This is a genomic window from Pseudomonas sp. LTR0, from assembly GCF_036630035.1.
Taxonomy (GTDB): Bacteria; Pseudomonadota; Gammaproteobacteria; order Pseudomonadales; family Pseudomonadaceae; genus Aquipseudomonas; species Aquipseudomonas putida_Y.
On the sequence record NZ_CP123734.1, the window covers coordinates 140,284 to 161,514 of the forward strand.

General features: G+C 61.3%; 9 protein-coding genes. 8 read left to right on the forward strand and 1 reads right to left on the reverse strand.

Annotated elements, in window-relative coordinates; genetic code table 11:
• The first annotated feature begins 269 nt into the window (after nucleotides 1-269).
• Nucleotides 270-13,874, forward strand: a complete 13,605-nt coding sequence (locus QCL51_RS00660) for a retention module-containing protein (RefSeq protein WP_338444516.1) — start codon at nucleotides 270-272, stop codon at nucleotides 13,872-13,874.
• Nucleotides 13,875-14,019: 145 nt separating this feature from the next.
• A complete protein-coding gene (locus QCL51_RS00665; RefSeq protein ID WP_021782542.1) occupies nucleotides 14,020-14,361 on the forward strand; it encodes a hypothetical protein in 342 nt (113 codons plus the stop codon).
• Between the two features lie 69 nt (nucleotides 14,362-14,430).
• On the opposite strand, the gene QCL51_RS00670 is transcribed toward QCL51_RS00665, so the two are convergent.
• Nucleotides 14,431-14,991 carry a WYL domain-containing protein gene (locus QCL51_RS00670; RefSeq protein ID WP_021782543.1) on the reverse strand — a complete coding sequence of 187 codons (561 nt, stop codon included), beginning with the start codon at nucleotides 14,989-14,991 and terminating at the stop codon, nucleotides 14,431-14,433.
• 207 nt (nucleotides 14,992-15,198) lie between these two features.
• Between QCL51_RS00670 and QCL51_RS00675 the strand changes: the two genes are divergently transcribed.
• The 6 genes from QCL51_RS00675 (at nucleotide 15,199) to QCL51_RS00700 (ending at nucleotide 21,231) form a co-directional block, all read left to right on the forward strand.
• Complete coding sequence (locus QCL51_RS00675) at nucleotides 15,199-15,993, forward strand: tetratricopeptide repeat protein (protein ID WP_017147865.1); 795 nt, start codon at nucleotides 15,199-15,201, stop codon at nucleotides 15,991-15,993.
• Nucleotides 15,994-16,201: 208 nt separating this feature from the next.
• Nucleotides 16,202-16,654, forward strand: coding sequence for a MarR family transcriptional regulator (locus QCL51_RS00680; RefSeq protein ID WP_021782544.1), 453 nt, complete (start codon nucleotides 16,202-16,204; stop codon nucleotides 16,652-16,654).
• A complete protein-coding gene (locus QCL51_RS00685; RefSeq protein WP_338444521.1) occupies nucleotides 16,651-18,738 on the forward strand; it encodes an FUSC family protein in 2,088 nt (695 codons plus the stop codon). The genes QCL51_RS00680 and QCL51_RS00685 overlap by 4 nt, the downstream gene beginning before the upstream one ends.
• Nucleotides 18,735-18,947 carry a DUF1656 domain-containing protein gene (locus QCL51_RS00690; RefSeq protein ID WP_003255905.1) on the forward strand — a complete coding sequence of 71 codons (213 nt, stop codon included), beginning with the start codon at nucleotides 18,735-18,737 and terminating at the stop codon, nucleotides 18,945-18,947. The genes QCL51_RS00685 and QCL51_RS00690 overlap by 4 nt, the downstream gene beginning before the upstream one ends.
• Nucleotides 18,944-19,819 carry an HlyD family secretion protein gene (locus QCL51_RS00695; RefSeq protein WP_003255903.1) on the forward strand — a complete coding sequence of 292 codons (876 nt, stop codon included), beginning with the start codon at nucleotides 18,944-18,946 and terminating at the stop codon, nucleotides 19,817-19,819. Before QCL51_RS00690 ends, QCL51_RS00695 begins: the two co-directional genes overlap by 4 nt.
• Nucleotides 19,816-21,231 carry a TolC family protein gene (locus tag QCL51_RS00700; protein WP_021782546.1) on the forward strand — a complete coding sequence of 472 codons (1,416 nt, stop codon included), beginning with the start codon at nucleotides 19,816-19,818 and terminating at the stop codon, nucleotides 21,229-21,231. The genes QCL51_RS00695 and QCL51_RS00700 overlap by 4 nt, the downstream gene beginning before the upstream one ends.

Genomic DNA, 21,231 nt, shown 5'->3' on the forward strand with positions numbered 1-21,231 from the left:
GCTGACGGATTAACACGCTTTAGATGATGTAAGGCATTTGTCCTTCGGAAACGCTTGGCTAAGGTAAAAATATCAATGTGACATTACATTGCCGATTGTTTAGGATGGCCTGTATAAGGTCAATAGTTTGGCAGTCAGTCAATTCCAGAAAGTTATAGACGGAATATTGACGTCAAAACGTCAAGAGATCATCGACATAGTTCCGCCTGAAGTGGCTATCAAGCGCCGCTCTGGCAGGGAAGTACCCATCGGGTCACACGGAGAGTCCAATGAGCAGCGTTGTAGCCATCGTCAAAAGCATTGTCGGCCAGGTTATTGCGGTATCCCCAGAGGGCATCCGGCGTGTACTTATCGAAGGTGACCGCCTATTGACCGGTGAGGAAGTGCTCACCGGTCCTGGTGGCGCAGTTACTCTGGAGCTGGCTGATGGCCGTATGCTCGATCTGGGCCGTGACAGCCAATGGAGCGCCGACGCGCCTGACAGCAGTACCGACCTGAGCCAGGCTGCAGCGCAGGCCGCGCCTTCGGTGGAAGAGCTGCAGCAGGCTATTGCTGCTGGTGTTGACCCGACTACTGAGCTTGAAGCTACCGCCGCTGGCCCGTCATCAGCGGGTGGTGGTGCGCTGGGCGGTGGCCACAGCTTCGTGATGCTCGAAGAAACGGCTGGCCGAGTTGACCCGACGGTCGGCTTCCCGACTGATGGGCTGGGCTTTGCGGGCGTACTCGATAGCGAAGAAGTGGGCCTGCTGGACACCAACGGCAACAACCTGGTGACCACACCCACGACGGATACCAACGTCGCTACTGATCTGATTCTTGGCGCAACCCCTTCTATCAGTGAAGCGGGTGGCGTAATCGTTTATACCGCCACCGTTGGTCAGGCTCCGACCACCAACCTGGTAATTACTCTGTCCAACGGTGCCGTGATCGTCATTCCGGCCGGGCAGACCAGTGGAAGCGTCAACGTCGTAGTTCCGGCAAATGACACTCCCTACATCGACGGGAGCCAGATTTCGGCGACCGTGACAGGCAGTACCGGTGGTGGCGGTCTGACGGTGACATTGCCGCAAACGCCAGCGGTTACCCAAGTGACCGATACAATCGACACCACAACTGCGACCCTGACCGCCTCGCCAAGCGTGACCGAGGGTGGCGTGATCACCTACACCGTGACCCTGAGCAACCCTGCCCAGACTCCGGTGACCGTGACCCTGTCGAACGGCCAGACCATCACCGTTGAAGCCGGCAAGACTCAGGGCAGTGTCGACTTCCAGACCCCGGCGAATGACGTCTACAACAATGGTTCGACCGTCAGCGTCACCATCGAGAACGCCACGGGCGGCAACTTCGAGCAACTGACCCCGAACCCGACCCCGGCTCAGACCACGATCAACGACTCGGTCGATGCCACCACCGCGACCCTGACCGCCTCGCCAAGCGTGACCGAAGGCGGCGTGATCACCTACACCGTGACCCTGAGCAACCCTGCCCAGACTCCGGTGACCGTTACCCTGTCCAACGGCCAGGTCATCACCGTTGAAGCCGGCAAGACCCAAGGCAGCGTCGACTTCCAGACCCCGGCCAATGACGTCTACAACAACGGTTCGACCGTCAGCGTCACCATCGAGAACGCCACGGGCGGCAACTTCGAGCAACTGACCCCGAACCCGACCCCGGCTCAGACCACGATCAACGACTCGGTCGATGCCACCACCGCGACCCTGACCGCCTCGCCAAGCGTGACCGAAGGCGGCGTGATCACCTACACCGTGACCCTGAGCAACCCTGCCCAGACTCCGGTGACCGTTACCCTGTCCAACGGCCAGGTCATCACCGTTGAAGCCGGCAAGACCCAAGGCAGCGTCGACTTCCAGACCCCGGCCAATGACGTCTACAACAACGGTTCGACCGTCAGCGTCACCATCGAGAACGCCACGGGCGGTAACTTCGAGCAACTGACCCCGAACCCGACCCCGGCTCAGACCACGATCAACGACTCGGTCGACACCACCACTGCGACCCTGACTGCCTCGCCAAGCGTGACCGAAGGCGGCGTGATCACCTACACCGTGACCCTGAGCAATCCTGCCCAGACTCCAGTTACCGTGACCCTGTCCAACGGCCAGACCATCACCGTTGAAGCCGGCAAAACCCAGGGCAGTGTCGACTTCCAGACCCCGGCAAATGACGTCTACAACAACGGTTCGACCGTCAGCGTCACCATCGAGAACGCCACGGGCGGCAACTTCGAGCAACTGACCCCGAACCCGACCCCGGCTCAGACCACGATCAACGACTCGGTCGACACCACCACTGCGACCTTGACGGCGAGCCCGTCGGTCACCGAAGGCGGCGTGATCACCTACACCGTGACCCTGAGCAATCCTGCCCAGACTCCAGTCACCGTGACCCTGTCGAACGGCCAGACCATCACCGTTGAAGCCGGCAAAACCCAGGGTAGCGTTGACTTCCAGACCCCGGCGAATGACGTCTACAACAACGGTTCGACCGTCAGCGTCACCATCGAGAACGCCACGGGCGGCAACTTCGAGCAACTGACCCCGAACCCGACACCGGCTCAGACCACGATCAACGACTCGGTCGACACCACCACAGCGACCCTGACCGCCTCGCCAAGCGTGACCGAGGGTGGCGTGATCACCTACACCGTGACCCTGAGCAACCCTGCCCAGACTCCGGTGACCGTGACCCTGTCGAACGGCCAGACCATCACCGTTGAAGCCGGCAAGACTCAGGGCAGTGTCGACTTCCAGACCCCGGCGAATGACGTCTACAACAACGGTTCGACTGTCAGCGTCACCATCGAGAACGCCACGGGCGGCAACTTCGAGCAACTGACCCCGAACCCGACACCGGCTCAGACCACGATCAACGACTCGGTCGACACCACCACTGCGACCTTGACGGCGAGCCCATCGGTCACCGAAGGCGGCGTGATCACCTACACCGTGACCCTGAGCAATCCTGCCCAGACTCCAGTCACCGTGACTCTGTCCAACGGCCAGACCATCACCGTTGAAGCCGGCAAAACCCAGGGCAGTGTCGACTTCCAGACCCCGGCGAATGACGTCTACAACAACGGTTCGACCGTCAGCGTCACCATCGAGAACGCCACGGGCGGCAACTTCGAGCAACTGACCCCGAATCCGACTCCAGCCTCGACGGTCATCAATGACAGCATCGATACCGTCACTGTAAGCATTGTTAGCAATGGCAATGTGACCGAAGACCAGCAGCCTTCCTTTACTGTGAAAGTAAGCCAGGCGCTGGACCGTCCGATGACCGTAACCCTGTCAAACGGCGACGTCGTAACGATCGAAGCCGGTAAGACCGAAGTCGAGTACAAGACCTCGGCTCAGGGCGATGACGTCTATCTCGATGCAGGCTCCATCACGCTCAGTGTTACCGACGCTACAGTTCCGGGTGCCACCTTCGAGCAGCTGGCCTTGGGGGGACCGGCCACCGTTGAAATCTCGGACACTATCAGCGAAGTTGTCGCAAAACTGACCGCAACCCCTTCGGTCACCGAAGGCGGCGAGATCACCTACACCATTACGCTGACCAACAAAGACGGCTTGCCGATCAACAACCACTCGGAGCTGTACTTCAAGCTGACCGACGGCACTACTGTTGTCGTGGCGGCGAACAGCACCACGGGCTCGGCCACTGCAACCGCCCCGGACAACGTCTATGTCGGCGCTAACCAGCCGGTGGTCAATGCCATCGACGCCGTCAGCGGCGCAGATGCGTGGAAGTTCGAAAACCTGAACCTGGACAAGACGCCGGTCAGCACCGAGGTGACCGACGAGCCAGGCACCCCAGGCAACCCGGGCGGCAACAACGAAGGCGACATCGTCAAGGTCACTATCACGGCCGACCAAACCTCGGTGGCCGAGAACGTCAAACCGACGTTCACCGTGCACGTCAACCAACCGCTGGACCACGACCTGGTCGTGACCCTGAGCAACAACGCCCAGGTCACCATCAAGGCTGGAGATACCAGCGCTCCGTACGAGCACGATGCGCAAGGTGACGACGTCTATCAGGATGCTGGCGAAATCAGCCTGGGTATCAATTCGGCGGCGGACGCCACTGGTGCGACCTTCGAAAACCTCGAGTTGGGCGGTGCGGCTTCGGTTCAAGTGACTGACACCCTCGACGAAGTGGTGGCCAAACTGACCGCGACCCCTTCGGTGACCGAAGGCGGCGAGATCACCTACACCATTACGCTGACCAACAAAGACGGCTTGCCGATCAACAACCACTCGGAGCTGTACTTCAAGCTGACCGACGGCACTACTGTTGTCGTGGCGGCGAACAGCACCACGGGCTCGGCTACTGCAACCGCCCCGGACAACGTCTATGTCGGCGCTAACCAGCCGGTGGTCAATGCCATCGACGCCGTCAGCGGCGCAGATGCGTGGAAGTTCGAAAACCTGAACCTGGACAAGACGCCGGTCAGCACCGAGGTGACCGACGAGCCAGGCACCCCAGGCAACCCGGGCGGCAACAACGAAGGCGACATCGTCAAGGTCACTATCACGGCCGACCAAACCTCGGTGGCCGAGAACGTCAAACCGACGTTCACCGTGCACGTCAACCAACCGCTGGACCACGACCTGGTCGTGACCCTGAGCAACAATGCCCAGGTCACCATCAAGGCCGGTGATACCAGCGCGCCGTACACTCACGACGCACAAGGCGATGACGTCTACAACGACGCAGGTCAGATCAGCCTGGGTATCAACTCGGCGGAGGACGCCACTGGTGCGACCTTCGAGAACCTGGAACTCGGCGGTGCGGCTTCGGTTCAAGTGACCGACACCACCGACGAAGTGGTGGCCAAGCTGACCGCGACCCCTTCGGTGACCGAAGGCGGCGAGATCACCTACACCATCACGCTGACCAACAAAGACGGTCTGCCGATCAACAATCACAGTGCCTTGACCTTCACGCTGAGCGACGGCACCACCGTCATCACCGTGCCGGCCAACGGTACCGTGGGCACAGCCACCGTGACTGCTCCGGACAACGTCTACGTCGGCACCAACGACGCTGTCGTGAAGTCGATCGCAACCGTTGAAGGCGCGGATGTCGGCAAGTTCGAGCAACTGACACTCGACAAGACCCCGGTCAGCACTGCGGTCACTGACGAGCCAGGTACCCCAGGTAACCCGGGCGGCAACAACGAAGGCGATCTGGTGAAGATCACCATCACGGCCGACCAGACTTCGGTAGCCGAGAACGTCAAACCGACGTTCACCGTGCACGTCAACCAGCCGCTGGACCACGACCTGGTCGTGACCCTGAGCAACAACGCCCAGGTCACCATCAAGGCTGGCGATACCAGCGCTCCGTACGAGCACGATGCGCAAGGTGACGACGTCTATCAGGATGCTGGCGAAATCAGCCTGGGTATCAATTCGGCGGAGGACGCCACTGGTGCGACCTTCGAGAACCTGGAACTCGGCGGTGCAGCTTCGGTTCAAGTGACTGACACCCTCGACGAGGTGGTGGCCAAGCTGACCGCGACCCCTTCGGTGACCGAAGGCGGCGAGATTACCTACACCATTACGCTGACCAACAAAGACGGCTTGCCGATCAACAACCACTCGGAGCTGTACTTCAAGCTGACCGACGGCACTACTGTTGTCGTGGCAGCGAACAGCACCACAGGCTCGGCCACTGCAACCGCCCCGGACAACGTCTATGTCGGTGCTAACCAGCCGGTGGTCAATGCCATCGACGCCGTCAGCGGCGCAGATGCGTGGAAGTTCGAAAACCTGAACCTGGACAAGACGCCGGTCAGCACCGAGGTGACCGACGAGCCAGGTACGCCGGGCAACGAAGGCGACATCGTCAAGGTCACTATTACTGCAGACCAGATGTCGGTAGCCGAGAACGTCAAACCGACGTTCACCGTGCACGTCAACCAGCCGCTGGACCACGACCTGGTCGTGACCCTGAGCAACAACGCCCAGGTCACCATCAAGGCTGGCGATACCAGCGCTCCGTACGAGCACGATGCGCAAGGTGACGACGTCTATCAGGATGCTGGCGAAATCAGCCTGGGTATCAATTCGGCGGAGGACGCCACTGGTGCGACCTTCGAGAACCTGGAACTCGGCGGTGCAGCTTCGGTTCAAGTGACTGACACCCTCGACGAGGTGGTGGCCAAGCTGACCGCGACCCCTTCGGTGACCGAAGGCGGCGAGATTACCTACACCATTACGCTGACCAACAAAGACGGCTTGCCGATCAACAACCACTCGGAGCTGTACTTCAAGCTGACCGACGGCACTACTGTTGTCGTGGCAGCGAACAGCACCACAGGCTCGGCCACTGCAACCGCCCCGGACAACGTCTATGTCGGTGCTAACCAGCCGGTGGTCAATGCCATCGACGCCGTCAGCGGCGCAGATGCGTGGAAGTTCGAAAACCTGAACCTGGACAAGACGCCGGTCAGCACCGAGGTGACCGACGAGCCAGGTACGCCGGGCAACGAAGGCGACATCGTCAAGGTCACTATTACTGCTGACCAGATGTCGGTAGCCGAGAACGTCAAACCGACGTTCACCGTGCACGTCAACCAACCGCTGGACCACGACCTGGTCGTGACCCTGAGCAACAACGCCCAGGTCACCATCAAGGCTGGCGATACCAGCGCTCCGTACGAGCACGATGCGCAAGGTGACGACGTCTATCAGGATGCTGGCGAAATCAGCCTGGGTATCAATTCGGCGGAGGACGCCACTGGTGCGACCTTCGAGAACCTGGAACTGGGCGGTGCCGCTTCGGTTCAAGTGACTGACACCCTCGACGAAGTGGTGGCCAAGCTGACCGCGACTCCTTCGGTGACCGAAGGTGGTGAGATCACCTACACCATTACGCTGACCAACAAAGATGGTCTGCCGATCAACAACCACTCGGAGCTGTACTTCAAGCTGACCGACGGCACTACTGTTGTCGTGGCAGCGAACAGCACTACGGGCTCGGCCACTGCAACCGCCCCGGACAACGTCTATGTCGGCGCTAACCAGCCGGTGGTCAATGCCATCGACGCCGTCAGCGGCGCAGATGCGTGGAAGTTCGAAAACCTGAACCTGGACAAGACGCCGGTCAGCACCGAGGTGACCGACGAGCCAGGTACCCCAGGCAACCCGGGCGGCAACAACGAAGGCGACATCGTCAAGGTCACTATCACGGCCGACCAGACCTCGGTAGCCGAGAACGTCAAACCGACGTTCACCGTGCACATCAATACCGCCCTGGCCCACGACCTGGTCGTGACCCTGAGCAACAACGCCCAGGTCACCATCAAGGCTGGCGACACCAGCGCGCCATACGAGCACACGGCACAAGGCGATGACGTCTACAACGATGCTGGCCAGATCAGCCTGGGTATCACCTCCGCTGTGGATGTCGACGGTCGCACCTTCGAAAACCTCGAGTTGGGCGGTGCTGCGAAGGTGGATGTCACCGACACCACTGACGAGGTCGTGGCGAAGCTGACTGCCACCCCTTCGGTGACCGAAGGCGGCGAGATCACCTACACCATCACGCTGACCAACCAAGACGGCCTGCCGATCAACAACCACAGTGCCTTGACCTTCACGCTGAGCGACGGCACCACCGTCATCACCGTACCGGCCAACGGTACCGTGGGCACTGCCACCGTGACTGCCCCGGACAACGTCTACGTCGGTACCAACGACGCTGTCGTGAAGTCGATCGCTACCGTTGACGGCGCAGATGTTGGCAAGTTCGAGCAACTGACACTCGACAAGACCCCGGTCAGCACAGCGGTCACTGACGAGCCAGGTACCCCAGGTAACCCGGGCGGCAACAACGAAGGCGACCTGGTCAAGGTCACCATCACGGCCGACCAGACTTCGGTAGCCGAGAACGTCAAACCGACGTTCACCGTGCACATCAATACCGCCCTGGCCCACGACCTGGTCGTGACCCTGAGCAACAACGCCCAGGTCACCATCAAGGCTGGCGACACCAGCGCGCCATACGAGCACACGGCACAAGGCGATGACGTCTACAACGATGCTGGCCAGATCAGCCTGGGTATCACCTCCGCTGTGGATGTCGACGGTCGCACCTTCGAAAACCTCGAGTTGGGCGGTGCTGCGAAGGTGGATGTCACCGACACCACTGACGAGGTCGTGGCGAAGCTGACTGCCACCCCTTCGGTGACCGAAGGCGGCGAGATCACCTACACCATCACGCTGACCAACCAAGACGGCCTGCCGATCAACAACCACAGTGCCTTGACCTTCACGCTGAGCGACGGCACCACCGTCATCACCGTACCGGCCAACGGTACCGTGGGCACTGCCACCGTGACTGCCCCGGACAACGTCTACGTCGGTACCAACGACGCTGTCGTGAAGTCGATCGCTACCGTTGACGGCGCAGATGTTGGCAAGTTCGAGCAACTGACACTCGACAAGACCCCGGTCAGCACAGCGGTCACTGACGAGCCAGGTACCCCAGGTAACCCGGGCGGCAACAACGAAGGCGACCTGGTCAAGGTCACCATCACGGCCGACCAGACTTCGGTAGCCGAGAACGTCAAACCGACCTTCACCGTGCACGTCAACCAGCCGCTGGACCACGACCTGGTCGTGACCCTGAGCAACAACGCCCAGGTCACCATCAAGGCTGGCGACACCAGCGCGCCATACGAGCACACGGCACAAGGCGATGACGTCTACAACGATGCTGGCCAGATCAGCCTGGGTATCACCTCCGCTGTGGATGTCGACGGTCGCACCTTCGAAAACCTCGAGTTGGGCGGTGCTGCGAAGGTGGATGTCACCGACACCACTGACGAGGTCGTGGCGAAGCTGACTGCCACCCCTTCGGTGACCGAAGGCGGCGAGATCACCTACACCATCACGCTGACCAACCAAGACGGCCTGCCGATCAACAACCACAGTGCCTTGACCTTCACGCTGAGCGACGGCACCACCGTCATCACCGTACCGGCCAACGGTACCGTGGGCACTGCCACCGTGACTGCCCCGGACAACGTCTACGTCGGTACCAACGACGCTGTCGTGAAGTCGATCGCTACCGTTGACGGCGCAGATGTTGGCAAGTTCGAGCAACTGACACTCGACAAGACCCCGGTCAGCACAGCGGTCACTGACGAGCCAGGTACCCCAGGTAACCCGGGCGGCAACAACGAAGGCGACCTGGTCAAGGTCACCATCACGGCCGACCAGACTTCGGTAGCCGAGAACGTCAAACCGACCTTCACCGTGCACGTCAACCAGCCGCTGGACCACGACCTGGTCGTGACCCTGAGCAACAACGCCCAGGTCACCATCAAGGCTGGCGACACCAGCGCGCCATACGAGCACACGGCACAAGGCGATGACGTCTACAACGACGCAGGTCAGATCAGCCTGGGTATCAACTCGGCGGAGGACGCCACTGGTGCGACCTTCGAGAACCTGGAACTCGGCGGTGCGGCTTCGGTTCAAGTGACCGACACCACCGACGAAGTGGTGGCCAAGCTGACCGCGACCCCTTCGGTCACCGAAGGCGGCGAGATCACCTACACCATCACGCTGACCAACAAAGACGGTCTGCCGATCAACAATCACAGTGCCTTGACCTTCACGCTGAGCGACGGCACCACCGTCATCACCGTGCCGGCCAACGGTACCGTGGGCACAGCCACCGTGACTGCTCCGGACAACGTCTACGTCGGCACCAACGACGCTGTCGTGAAGTCGATCGCAACCGTTGAAGGCGCGGATGTCGGCAAGTTCGAGCAACTGACACTCGACAAGACCCCGGTCAGCACTGCGGTCACTGACGAGCCAGGTACCCCAGGTAACCCGGGCGGCAACAACGAAGGCGATCTGGTGAAGGTCACCATCACGGCCGACCAGACTTCGGTAGCCGAGAACGTCAAACCGACCTTCACCGTGCACGTCAACCAGCCGCTGGACCACGACCTGGTCGTGACCCTGAGCAACAACGCCCAGGTCACCATCAAGGCTGGCGACACCAGCGCGCCATACGAGCACACGGCACAAGGCGATGACGTCTACAACGACGCAGGTCAGATCAGCCTGGGTATCAACTCGGCGGAGGACGCCACTGGTGCGACCTTCGAGAACCTGGAACTCGGCGGTGCGGCTTCGGTTCAAGTGACCGACACCACCGACGAAGTGGTGGCCAAGCTGACTGCGACCCCTTCGGTGACCGAAGGCGGCGAGATCACCTACACCATCACGCTGACCAACCAAGACGGCCTGCCGATCAACAATCACAGCGCCTTGACCTTCACGCTGAGCGACGGCACCACAGTCATCACCGTACCGGCCAACGGTACCGTGGGCACTGCCACCGTGACTGCCCCGGACAACGTCTACGTCGGTACCAACGACCCTGTGATCAAATCGATCGCAACCGTTGAAGGCGCGGATGTCGGCAAGTTCGAGCAACTGACGCTGGACAAGACCCCGGTCAGCACCGCCGTGACCGACGAACCAGGTACGGGAACTCCGGGCACCGGCAATCAGGGTGACGTCACCACCGTCGGTATTACCGGCACGTCTTCTCTGACCGAAGGTGAAACCGGCCAGTACACGCTGACCCTGAGCAACGCGTCCAAGTCCGAAGTCACTATCACCCTTAGCTACAGCGGTACCGCCAAAAACGGTGACGACTTCACCGGTGTTGCGACCGTGAAGATTCCGGCCAACAGCACAGGCACGACGTTCAATATCGCTACCATCGACGACAAGCTGGTCGAAGGTACCGAAAACTTCGTCGTGAAGATTGAAACCGCCACGGGTGGTAACTTCGAGAACCTGCAGGTCGATAGCAGCAAATCGAGCGTGACGACCACCATTCTCGACAATGATCACCTGCCGGTTTCGCCTGGTGGCGCGGTGTTTGGCGTGGAGGACACTGATTACGTGTTTGCCTGGAGTGATTTCAAAGTCACCGATGCCGATGGCAACACTAACCTGTCCGTGACCATCACCTCGCTCCCGGTCGCCGGCAACCTGCAGTTCTTCAACGGTACTGCATGGGTGAATGTGGCCGCTGGCCAGGTGGTCAGCCAGGCAGATATCACTGCCCAGCACCTGAAGTTCGTTCCGGCCCTGAACCAGTCGGGGGCGGACAACTACGGTGGTAATGGCGTGGGTAACCAGAAGGCCGACTACGCCCAGTTCAAGTTCAAGCCAAACGATGACACCAACCTGGGCAGCGAAGTGACCATGAAGGTCGATATCAGCCCGGTTGCCGACAAACCGACCCTGAGCTTCGGCAACGCCGATATCGAGTCCAAAGGGCTGACCAAGGAAGTCTGGACAAGCCTCAACGGCCTGGGTACTGGCGGCAACGGCATTACCGGCGAGAATCTGAAGGCGGTCTTTGCCAACTCCGGCAGTGCCAACTCCAGCAGCACCACTACCAACGTGCAGTCCGATGGCAGCGTCAACGCTGGCACCGGTTCAAAAACGTCTGGCCTGATCTACCTGGAAGCCGGCAAGGTCTATACCTTCAGTGGTTCGGCCGACGACAGCTTCGTGGTCACCATCGGTGGCAAGACTGTAGTCACGGCCACCTGGGGAGCCGGTGGCGGGGTGTCGGGTACCTTTACCCCGAATACCAGCGGCTACTACCCGATCGAGGTCTACCATGCCAACCAGTCCGGCCCAGGCAGCTATGACCTGAACATCCAGGTAGGCTCCGGTGCCGTTACCGACCTGAGCAGCTCGAACGTCAAGATGTACCAGAACGTTACCGAGATGGCTAATGCCGGCCTGGGCGTGTCTGACCTGCACACCGTGAACGGTGAGAGCTACTACGACGGCTACAAGCTCAACGAAGGGCCTGAGGGTGGCTCGGTGAAACTGGTCGGTATTTCCACCGCCCTGACCGACACCGACGGCTCCGAAAGCTTGAACGTGACACTCAGCGGTATCCCGAAAGGTACCGTGTTGAGCGATGGTGCAGGCCACACGGTCACGGTTGGTACTGCCCCGGTCGATGTGACAGGCTGGAAACTCAGCAGCCTGACGCTGACCCCGCCGGCCTATTACAAAGGCTCGTTCGACATCACGGTTACCTCGACTGCCACCGAAAGCCTGGGCGGCTCGGCCATCACCACCGGCAATATCCCGGTGACGGTGTACGCTGCGACCTACAAGGCAAGTGTGGGTACCTCGGGCAATGACACGATGACCGGTAGTGAAGGCAACGACATCATCGTTGCTGACGTATCAGGGCTGAACGTGGTTCAGGGCAAGAATTACAATATCGCCTTCATGGTCGACAGCTCGGGCAGTATGAGCGACAAGTCGATTGCAGATGCCAAGACGCAGTTGGCCTCGGTGTTCAATTCGCTTAAGGCCAGCCTGGGCTCGGACACCTCGGGTACCGTGAACATCTTCCTCGTCGACTTCGATAGCCAGGTCAACAAGAACGTGGCGGTGAATCTGGCCGATTCGAATGCCCTGAGCAAACTGCAAGCGGTATTGAACTCGATGGTTGGGGGGACCAGCTACGGTGGCGGTACCAACTACGAGGACGCGTTCAAGACCACGTCCAACTTCTTCAAGAGCACGATGGCCTTGAGCAACTCTGGTGCGGAGAACCTCACCTATTTCATCACTGATGGCAAGCCGACCTACTACCAGAGTGACGAGTCGACCAACCCTCGTCTGTGGACAGGTGGCAAATATCTGGATGATGTTGTGAACGTCAACAACTACAAGATTGGTGACACGTTCAGCACCATGGTCGACAGTACGCACAAGTTCGAAATCGACAGTGATGGCACTGTGTACGTCTACACGTACAAGAGTAATGGCAGAGTCGACACTTACGAACTGGGCACCATCCATGCTCAAGGTGATGGTACCTACGAGATCTCCTCGCGAGCGGGCTGGGGTAATGGGTGGAGCTACACTGAAGCGGCTGCTGGCTCTACGGCGAGTTTCAACGTGCTCGGTGGCACTAACGGCTTGAGCAAAGTCCAGGCTATCGGCCTGAACAGCGATGTCACGCTGAACGATCTGAAACCTTACGACAGTGCCGGCAAGCCACAGACCAATATCGACCCGTCCGATTTGGCCAAGGCGATTCTCGGTCACTCCGAAGCGACGGTGCCAGGTGCCGACACCATCGATGGCGGTAACGGCAACGACATCATCTTCGGTGACCTGATCACCCTCAACGGTGTGGTCAGCGAGGGCTACCAGGCCCTGCAGACGTACGTTGCAGAGAAGAGTGGTGTTGAAGTCAGCGCTGTCACTACCAGCAATGTTCACCAGTACATCACCGAGCACTACACCGAGTTCGATATCTCCGGTGCCAAAGACGGCAACGACATCCTGTCGGGCGGCAATGGCAATGACATCCTCTTCGGCCAAGGTGGTAACGACACGCTAGATGGTGGCAGAGGTAACGACATCCTGTTGGGCGGTACTGGCAATGACACCCTGATCGGTGGCCATGGCGACGATATCCTGATCGGTGGCAGCGGTGCCGACACCTTCGTGTGGAAGGCTGGCGACCTTGGTAACGACGTGATCAAGGACTTCAACAAGGCCGAGGGTGACCGTATCGACCTGAAGGACCTGCTCCAGGGCGAGAAGGGCAGCACCATCGATAACTACCTGAAGCTCACCACGGTGGAGGGTACGACCACCTTGCAAGTCAGCAGCGAAGGCAAGCTCAACGCCGAAGGTGGTATCGCCAACGCCGACGTGACCATCAAGCTGGAAGGGGTTAACTGGTCCAACCAGACGATCAACTCGTTGATCAGCGGTGCCGACCCGACCATCATCATCCACAACAAGGACAGCTGATAGACCACCGGGGCCGCATAGCGGCCCCGGCTCTTTCCTGCCACTCGCCAACAGCGCATACTCTGGCGCCGGGCCTGCGCGCCCGGCGATCTTTGCCTATGCTGCTGTCTACCAACAAGGAACCAACGTGACGAGGGACATCGCCATGTTCTACGTGCAACGCAACGCCGCCGGCCAGTTGCTGCGGGTGGAAGCAGCCGCGTTTGATCAGTTCACCGAAATACTCCCTTCAGACCATGCCGATATCCAGGAATGGTTTGCCGATGATGTTGTGGAAAACAGCCTCAACCAGCTCAAGCAAAGCGATCTGGACATGATCCGCGTGCTCGAGGACCTGATTGACGTGCTGACCGCCAAGGGCGTGTTCAAGATCACCGACCTGCCCGCCGGCGCGCAGGCCAAGCTGCTCAACCGTTCCACGGCGCGCAAGGCGCTCAGCAGCCTCAATAACCTGATTGACGAAGAAGAGCAGGGTGGGCTGATCTGACAGTGGGCTGGTCACCGCGACAGTCGCCGTCGGGCTGGTGTTCGGTGCCAGCGAAGAGGCCGGTACAGGCTAAAAATTCTGGTATTGAGCTGCCGCATTGCTCAGAATCTTGCCAATCTCTTCCCGCAAGCCGGCAGGCTGCTCTACTACCACCCCGTCCCCATGGCTTAACAGCCACCAGCGTAATGGCCAGCCGTCACTTACCGTGCCGCGTAACCGATGCCCATGCTCCAGTGCCGTCAGCTGCATGTCGCTGCTCAACGGCGCATCCCGCAACTGCCGCGCCAGTGCATCGCTAATTCGAGCAACCAGCTCCACGCCCTCACCCTGCGAGGGTTGCAACGCATCCCCTCGCAGATGTGTCAGCAAGTCGAAGTTACCGCGTAATTCGCCCACGGCACTGGCCGACCAGTGCCAACCGAACGGAATGCTCTTGTCATTGCGCTCCAGCGGGAATATCAGCGAAAGCTCGTTGAGGTCACGCTCGACAGTGCGTTTGCTGACCGTGAACCCCACGTCACGCAGGCGCCAGACCAGCTCGGCACTGGTTATGCCTGGGGAACGGCTGGGCAACTGGCGCAGCAGCGCCCACTGTCGGCTAAGGGTGGCGCGAGTGGTGGCGAACGGCAAAAGATAACGTCCTTGTCTAGGCTTGCCGCAATAGGATGGCGGCATGCGAGGGGCATGGCAATTGGCCACAGCCTGCTCAGATCAAGGAAGTCGCATTTGGTTGCCTCGTGCCGGTTCGTTCGCGACAGGTTTTGACGTGACATCACGCAGAATCACGCCTCATCACAGCCGAAGGTTGGGGTTGTGCGTCGTTCAATGAGGATGAACATGTCTGTTGCCAGCAATATCCATTCGCTACTTGCCCGCCTTCTGCCCGAGCGGGTCATCGCCCCTCCTGCCCCTGCAGGAAGGCGACAGCGGCTGTTCTCCGGTGTGGGCTTGCCCAGCCAGCGGTCACTGCTGGTCAACCGCCTGGATGAGGCCAACGACCTGCAGGCGGTGTATGTCGACCTGCGGCGCCAGGCATTGCAAGGCAGCGTGTCCGCATTGAACGATCTTGGCTGGATCTGGCTCAACGGCAAGTACTGGCGGGCCGATACCGTGCTGGCCGGGCACCTGTTGCGCATGGCGGCCCTGCAGGGCAATGCTGCTGCCTGGTTCAACCTTGGGCAGCAACACTACTTCGGCAAAGGCATCGACCCTTCCTATGTGCAGGCGGCGGAGTGTTACCGGCAGGCCTTCGACCGCGGCATGCTGCATGCGGCCGCTGCACTGGGTGACCTGTATGAGGAGGAGGTGTGCGACGGTGACCTGGAGTGGCAGGTTGACCTGGTGCAGGCCTACCAGTGGTTCATGCGTGGCGCCGAACAGGGCGAGGCGCGTTGTCGTTTTGAAGTGGGCTACCGGTTGATGCATGGGCTGCACGTAGAGGCCAACCTCAAGGCAGCGCTGTACTGGCTTGAGCTGGCAGCAGCGGCGGGGGTGGTGCAGGCGGCAGAGGAGCTGGCGGTGCACTTCAGCAGCCGTGATGCGGTGCGGTATCAGGAATGGCGGGACCGGGCGGTGCAGATGGGCAGTACATTGGCCTTGACCATGAAGCTGGAAGACCAGATCCAGCCCTGAGTATTTCTCTCCAGTGCTGCACAGGGATTGCGTAGATCCCGAACCCGGTGCAGCCCCTGTGTGCGGGCTTACCCGCGAAGCGCGTCACCACTGGCTGAAAAATGAACAACATTTAACCCCCGGCTATCCGTCGCCCCCTGTTGACGACAGGGGGATGTTGGGGCGTATATTGATAGTTAGCAAACTATGAATATATTTGGTTCTCTTCATGTCCCTTGATCTCCTGCGCCTGCAAGTCAGCAGTGGCATGGTGGTTGCTGCCCGCCACTGGCGGCGCATCTGTCATACCGCCTTGACCGGCTACGGCATTTCCGAGGCCTGCGCTGCGCCGCTGCTGATGATCGTGCGCCTGGGCGACGGCGTGCACCAGGTGGCTGTGGCCCAGGCTGCCGGCCTGGAAAGCCCGTCGCTGGTACGCCTGCTTGACCAACTGTGCAAAGCTGGCCTGGTGTGCCGCAGCGAGGACCCACTGGATCGCCGCGCCAAGGCACTGAGCCTGACGGCCGAAGGCCGTGCCCTGGCCGAAGCCATCGAAGCCGAACTGGTGCGCTTGCGCCGCGATGTGCTCGGCGGTGTCGATCAGGCCGACCTGGAAGCTGCCTTGCGTGTGCTTCGTGCCTTCGAGGCTGCCGGCCTGGGCAACGCAGGCGGGGTGGCATGAACGGTTTCTTCAGCTCTGTCCCTCCGGCCCGTGACTGGTTCTACGGTGTGCGCACCTTCGGCGCGTCCATGATTGCCCTGTACATTGCTCTGCTCATGCAACTGCCGCGCCCCTATTGGGCCATGGCTACGGTGTACATCGTTTCCAGCCCGTTCGTCGGCCCGACCAGCTCCAAGGCGTTGTACCGTGCCATGGGCACGTTGCTCGGCGCAGGCGGGGCGATCTTCCTGGTGCCGCCGCTGGTACAGTCACCCTTGTTGTTGAGCATCGCCATCGCCCTGTGGACCGGCACCTTGCTGTTCCTTTCGCTGAACCTGCGCACGGCCAACAACTACGTGCTGATGCTGGCCGGTTATACCCTGCCGATGATTGCCCTGGCCGTGGTGGATAATCCGCTGGCAGTGTTCGATGTGGCCTCTTCTCGCGCGCAGGAAATCTGTTTGGGAATTGTCTGCGCGGCAGTCGTCGGGGCTATCTTCTGGCCACGCCGGCTGGCGCCGGTGGTAGTCGGTGCCACCGGAAACTGGTTCACCGAGGCGATTCGCTACAGCGACACCTACCTGGCCCGCGATGTCAGTGCCGACAAGGTCGGCGGGATGCGCGGGGTGATAGTCACCACCTTCAACTCGCTGGAGCTGATGATCGGTCAGCTCGCCCACGAAGGTGCCGGCCCGCATACCCTGAAGAACGCCCGCGAATTGCGCGGGCGGATGATCCATCTGCTGCCGGTGATCGACGCCCTCGACGATGCACTGGTAGCCCTGGAAGGCCGCGCCCCGGCCCAGTTTGCCCAGGTTCAACCCGTGCTTGAAGCCGCTCGAGAATGGCTCAAAGGCACCGCCGACAGCGCTTCGGTAGCGCACTGGGCAACGTTGCACGAGCAGATCGGCCGCCTGCAGCCCGCTACAGCCGCCCTCGACCAACGCGCCGAGCTGCTGTTGTCCAACGCCCTGTACCGCCTGACCGAATGGGCCGACCTGTGGCAGGACTGCTGCACCCTGCAGCACGCCCTGCGTACCGATGATGCCAAGCCTTGGCGTGCGGTGTATCGCCACTGGCGGCTGGGCCGCCTGACAGCGTTTTTCGACCGTGGCCTGATGCTGTACTCGGTAGCCTCCACGGTCCTGGCTATCGTGGTCGCCTGCGGCCTGTGGATCGGCCTGGGCTGGAACGACGGCGCCAGTGCGGTCATCCTCGCGGCAGTTGCGTGTAGCTTCTTCGCCGCTATGGACGACCCAGCACCGCAGATCTACCGGTTCTTTTTCTGGACGCTGATGTCGGTCATCTTCTCCAGTCTGTACCTGTTTTTGGTACTGCCTAACCTGCACGACTTCCCGATGCTGGTGCTGGCCTTTGCCGTACCTTTCATCTGCATAGGTACCCTGACTGTACAGCCGCGCTTCTACCTGGGCACCTTGCTGACCATCGTCAACACGTCGACCTTCATCAGCATCCAGGGCGCCTACGACGCCGACTTCTTCACCTTCCTCAACTCCAACCTTGCCGGCCCCGCGGGCCTCCTGTTCGCCTTTATCTGGACCCTGGTGATGCGCCCGTTCGGCGTGGAGCTGGCGGCCAAGCGCATGACCCGCTTCGCCTGGCGCGACATCGTTGAAATGACCGAGCCTGCGACGTTGGCCGAACACCGCCAGGTTGGCGTACAGATGCTCGACCGCCTGATGCAGCACCTGCCACGTCTGTCGCAAACCGGCCAGGACAGTGGTGTGGCGCTGCGCGACCTGCGCGTGGGATTGAACCTGCTCGACCTGCTGGCGTACATGCCGCGCGCCGGCCAGCAGGCTCGCGAGCGCCTGAACACTGTGGTCGAGGAAGTCGGCGCGCACTACGCCGCTTGCCTGCGTGCTGGCGAACGCCTGCATGCCCCGGCCGCACTGTTACGCAACATGGAACGCGCTCGCCTGGCGCTTAACCTGGATGAGCTGTACGAGCGCGGCGATGCCCGCACCCACCTGCTGCATGCCCTGAGCGGCCTGCGCCTGGCGCTGTTGCCGGGTGTGGAGGTGATGCTCGAGCCAGCTGAACAACCGCAACTGCCCCCCGGCCTCGACGGAGCACCCCTGTGATTGGTGAACTGGATATCAGCGGGGTGTTCCTGCCCACGCTGCTGGTGATGATGTTTGGCACCTACCTGCTGTTCCTTGGGGTGCACGCGGTGCTGGTGCGCCTGCATTTCTACCGCCTGGTCTGGCACCGGGCATTGTTCAATGTTGCTCTGTATGCCGTGCTGCTTGGTGCGGTGGACCACTTTTGCCGAAACCTGATGCTGCCATGAAAAAACCGATGCTGACCTTGGGCCGTGTGGTCCTGACCTTGCTGGTAGTGACCTTCGCCGCCGTGCTCGTGTGGCAGATGGTGGTCTACTACATGTTTGCCCCCTGGACCCGTGACGGCCACATACGCGCCGACGTGATCCAGATCGCCCCCGATGTGTCGGGATTGATCCAGAAGGTCGAGGTGCGTGACAACCAGACCGTCAAACGCGGCGACGTGCTGTTCACCATCGACCAGGACCGCTTCACCCTGGCCTTGCGTCAAGCCAAGGCAACCCTGGGCGAGCGCCAGGAGACCCTCGCCCAGGCTTCCCGCGAAGCGCAGCGCAACCGCAAGCTGGGCAACCTGGTGGCCGCGGAGCAACTGGAAGAAAGCCAGTCCCGCGAGGCCCGTGCCCGTTCGGCTGTCAGCGAGGCGCAAGTGGCTGTCGATACTGCCCAGCTCAACCTTGACCGCTCGGTGGTGCGCAGCCCGGTAGACGGCTACCTCAACGACCGCGCGCCGCGTAACCACGAGTTCGTCACCGCCGGCCGCCCGGTGCTGTCGGTGGTCGATAGCGCCTCGTACCATGTCGATGGCTACTTCGAGGAAACCAAGCTTGGCGGTATACACATCGGCGATGCCGTGGACATCCGTGTGATGGGCGACAATACCCGCCTGCGCGGCCATGTGCAGAGCTTTGCCGCTGGCATCGAAGACCGCGACCGTAGCAGTGGCGCCAACCTGCTGCCCAACGTCAACCCGGCGTTCAGTTGGGTACGCCTGGCCCAGCGCATTCCGGTGCGCATCGCCTTTGACGAAGTGCCGCAAGACTTCCGCATGATCGCCGGGCGTACTGCCACGGTGTCGATCATCGAGGGCCAGCGCCCATGAAACAGCTGATCCTGGCTGGCCTGTGCCTGTCGCTGGGGGCCTGCATGATGGTGGGCCCCGACTATGAGGTGCCTGGGGATGCGGCCGTGCAACGCAATGACCTGAACGGCCCGCTGCGCCAGGATGCCGACAGCGTCGTGTCGGCGCCGGTCCCCGAGGACTGGTGGCAGCTGTATCAGGATCAGCGGCTGAACGAGCTGGTGCGTCAGGCGCTGAGTGCCAACACCGAACTGCGCGTGGCGGCGGCCAACATCGCCAAAGCTCGCGCCCAGGTGGAGGTGGCGGAATCGCAAGGCGGCTTCAACGGTGGCGTCAAACTCGGCGCTCAGCGGTTGCAAGAGTCGGGCGAAGCCTTCCTGCAGCCTGAGAAGGTGCCGGTAGCCAACATCGGTGAGGCCATCATCAGTGCCTCGTACCAGTTCGACCTGTGGGGCACCTTCAAGCGTGGTACCGAGGCTGCCAAGGCAAATGCCGACGCAGTGCAGGCCGCTGCCGACACTGCCCGCATCACGCTTGTGGCGGACGTGGTCAAGGCTTATACCCAGGTGTGCTCGGCCAACGAGGAATACCACATTGCCCGTGAGTCCCTCGATTTGCAGGAGCAAAGCGTGAAACTCAACCAGCGCCTGCGCGATGCTGGGCGTGGCGATGAAACCCAGGTCACCCGCTCGCAGACCCAGTTCAAATCCTTGCGTGCCGAACTGCCACGCTTCAAGGCCGAACGCGAGACGGGCATGTACACCCTGGCCGCGCTGCTGGCCAAGCCGGTCGACCAGTTGCCTGCCGGTACCGCCGATTGCGCCGAGCTGCCGCACCTGAACCAGCTGGTCCCGGTGGGCGATGGCGCGGCCCTGCTCAAGCGCCGCCCCGACGTGCGCCAGGCCGAACGCCAACTGGCTGCCGCCACCGCCTATATTGGCGTAGCCACTGGCGCTTTGTACCCGGACATCAGCATTGGCGCCCAGGTTGGCACCATCGGTATCCTGGAGAACCTTGGCGAGCCTTCGACCAACCGCTGGGGTTTTGGCCCGCAGATCAGCTGGAGCATCCCCACCAACGGCACCCGTGCCCGCATTCGCATGGCCGAAGCCTCGACCCAGGCGGCGCTGGCGCATTTCGATGGCGTGGTGCTGAACGCCATTCGCGAGACCCAGACCCGGTTGGCGCAGTACAGCGCCTTGCTCGATCGGCGCGATGCGCTGGCCGAGGCGGAGAGGTCGGCGAAAGAAGCGGCGGATCAGACGCACCGGTATTACCAGGCGGGGCGTGAGTCGTTCCTGGCGGATTTGCAGGCGACGCGGACCTATACCGATATGCGTGCGCAGTTGGCGGCGGCGAACAGCCAAGTGGCAATGGGGCAGATTGGGGTGTTTCTGGCGTTGGGTGGTGGGTGGAAGGAGACGGACAGGTAA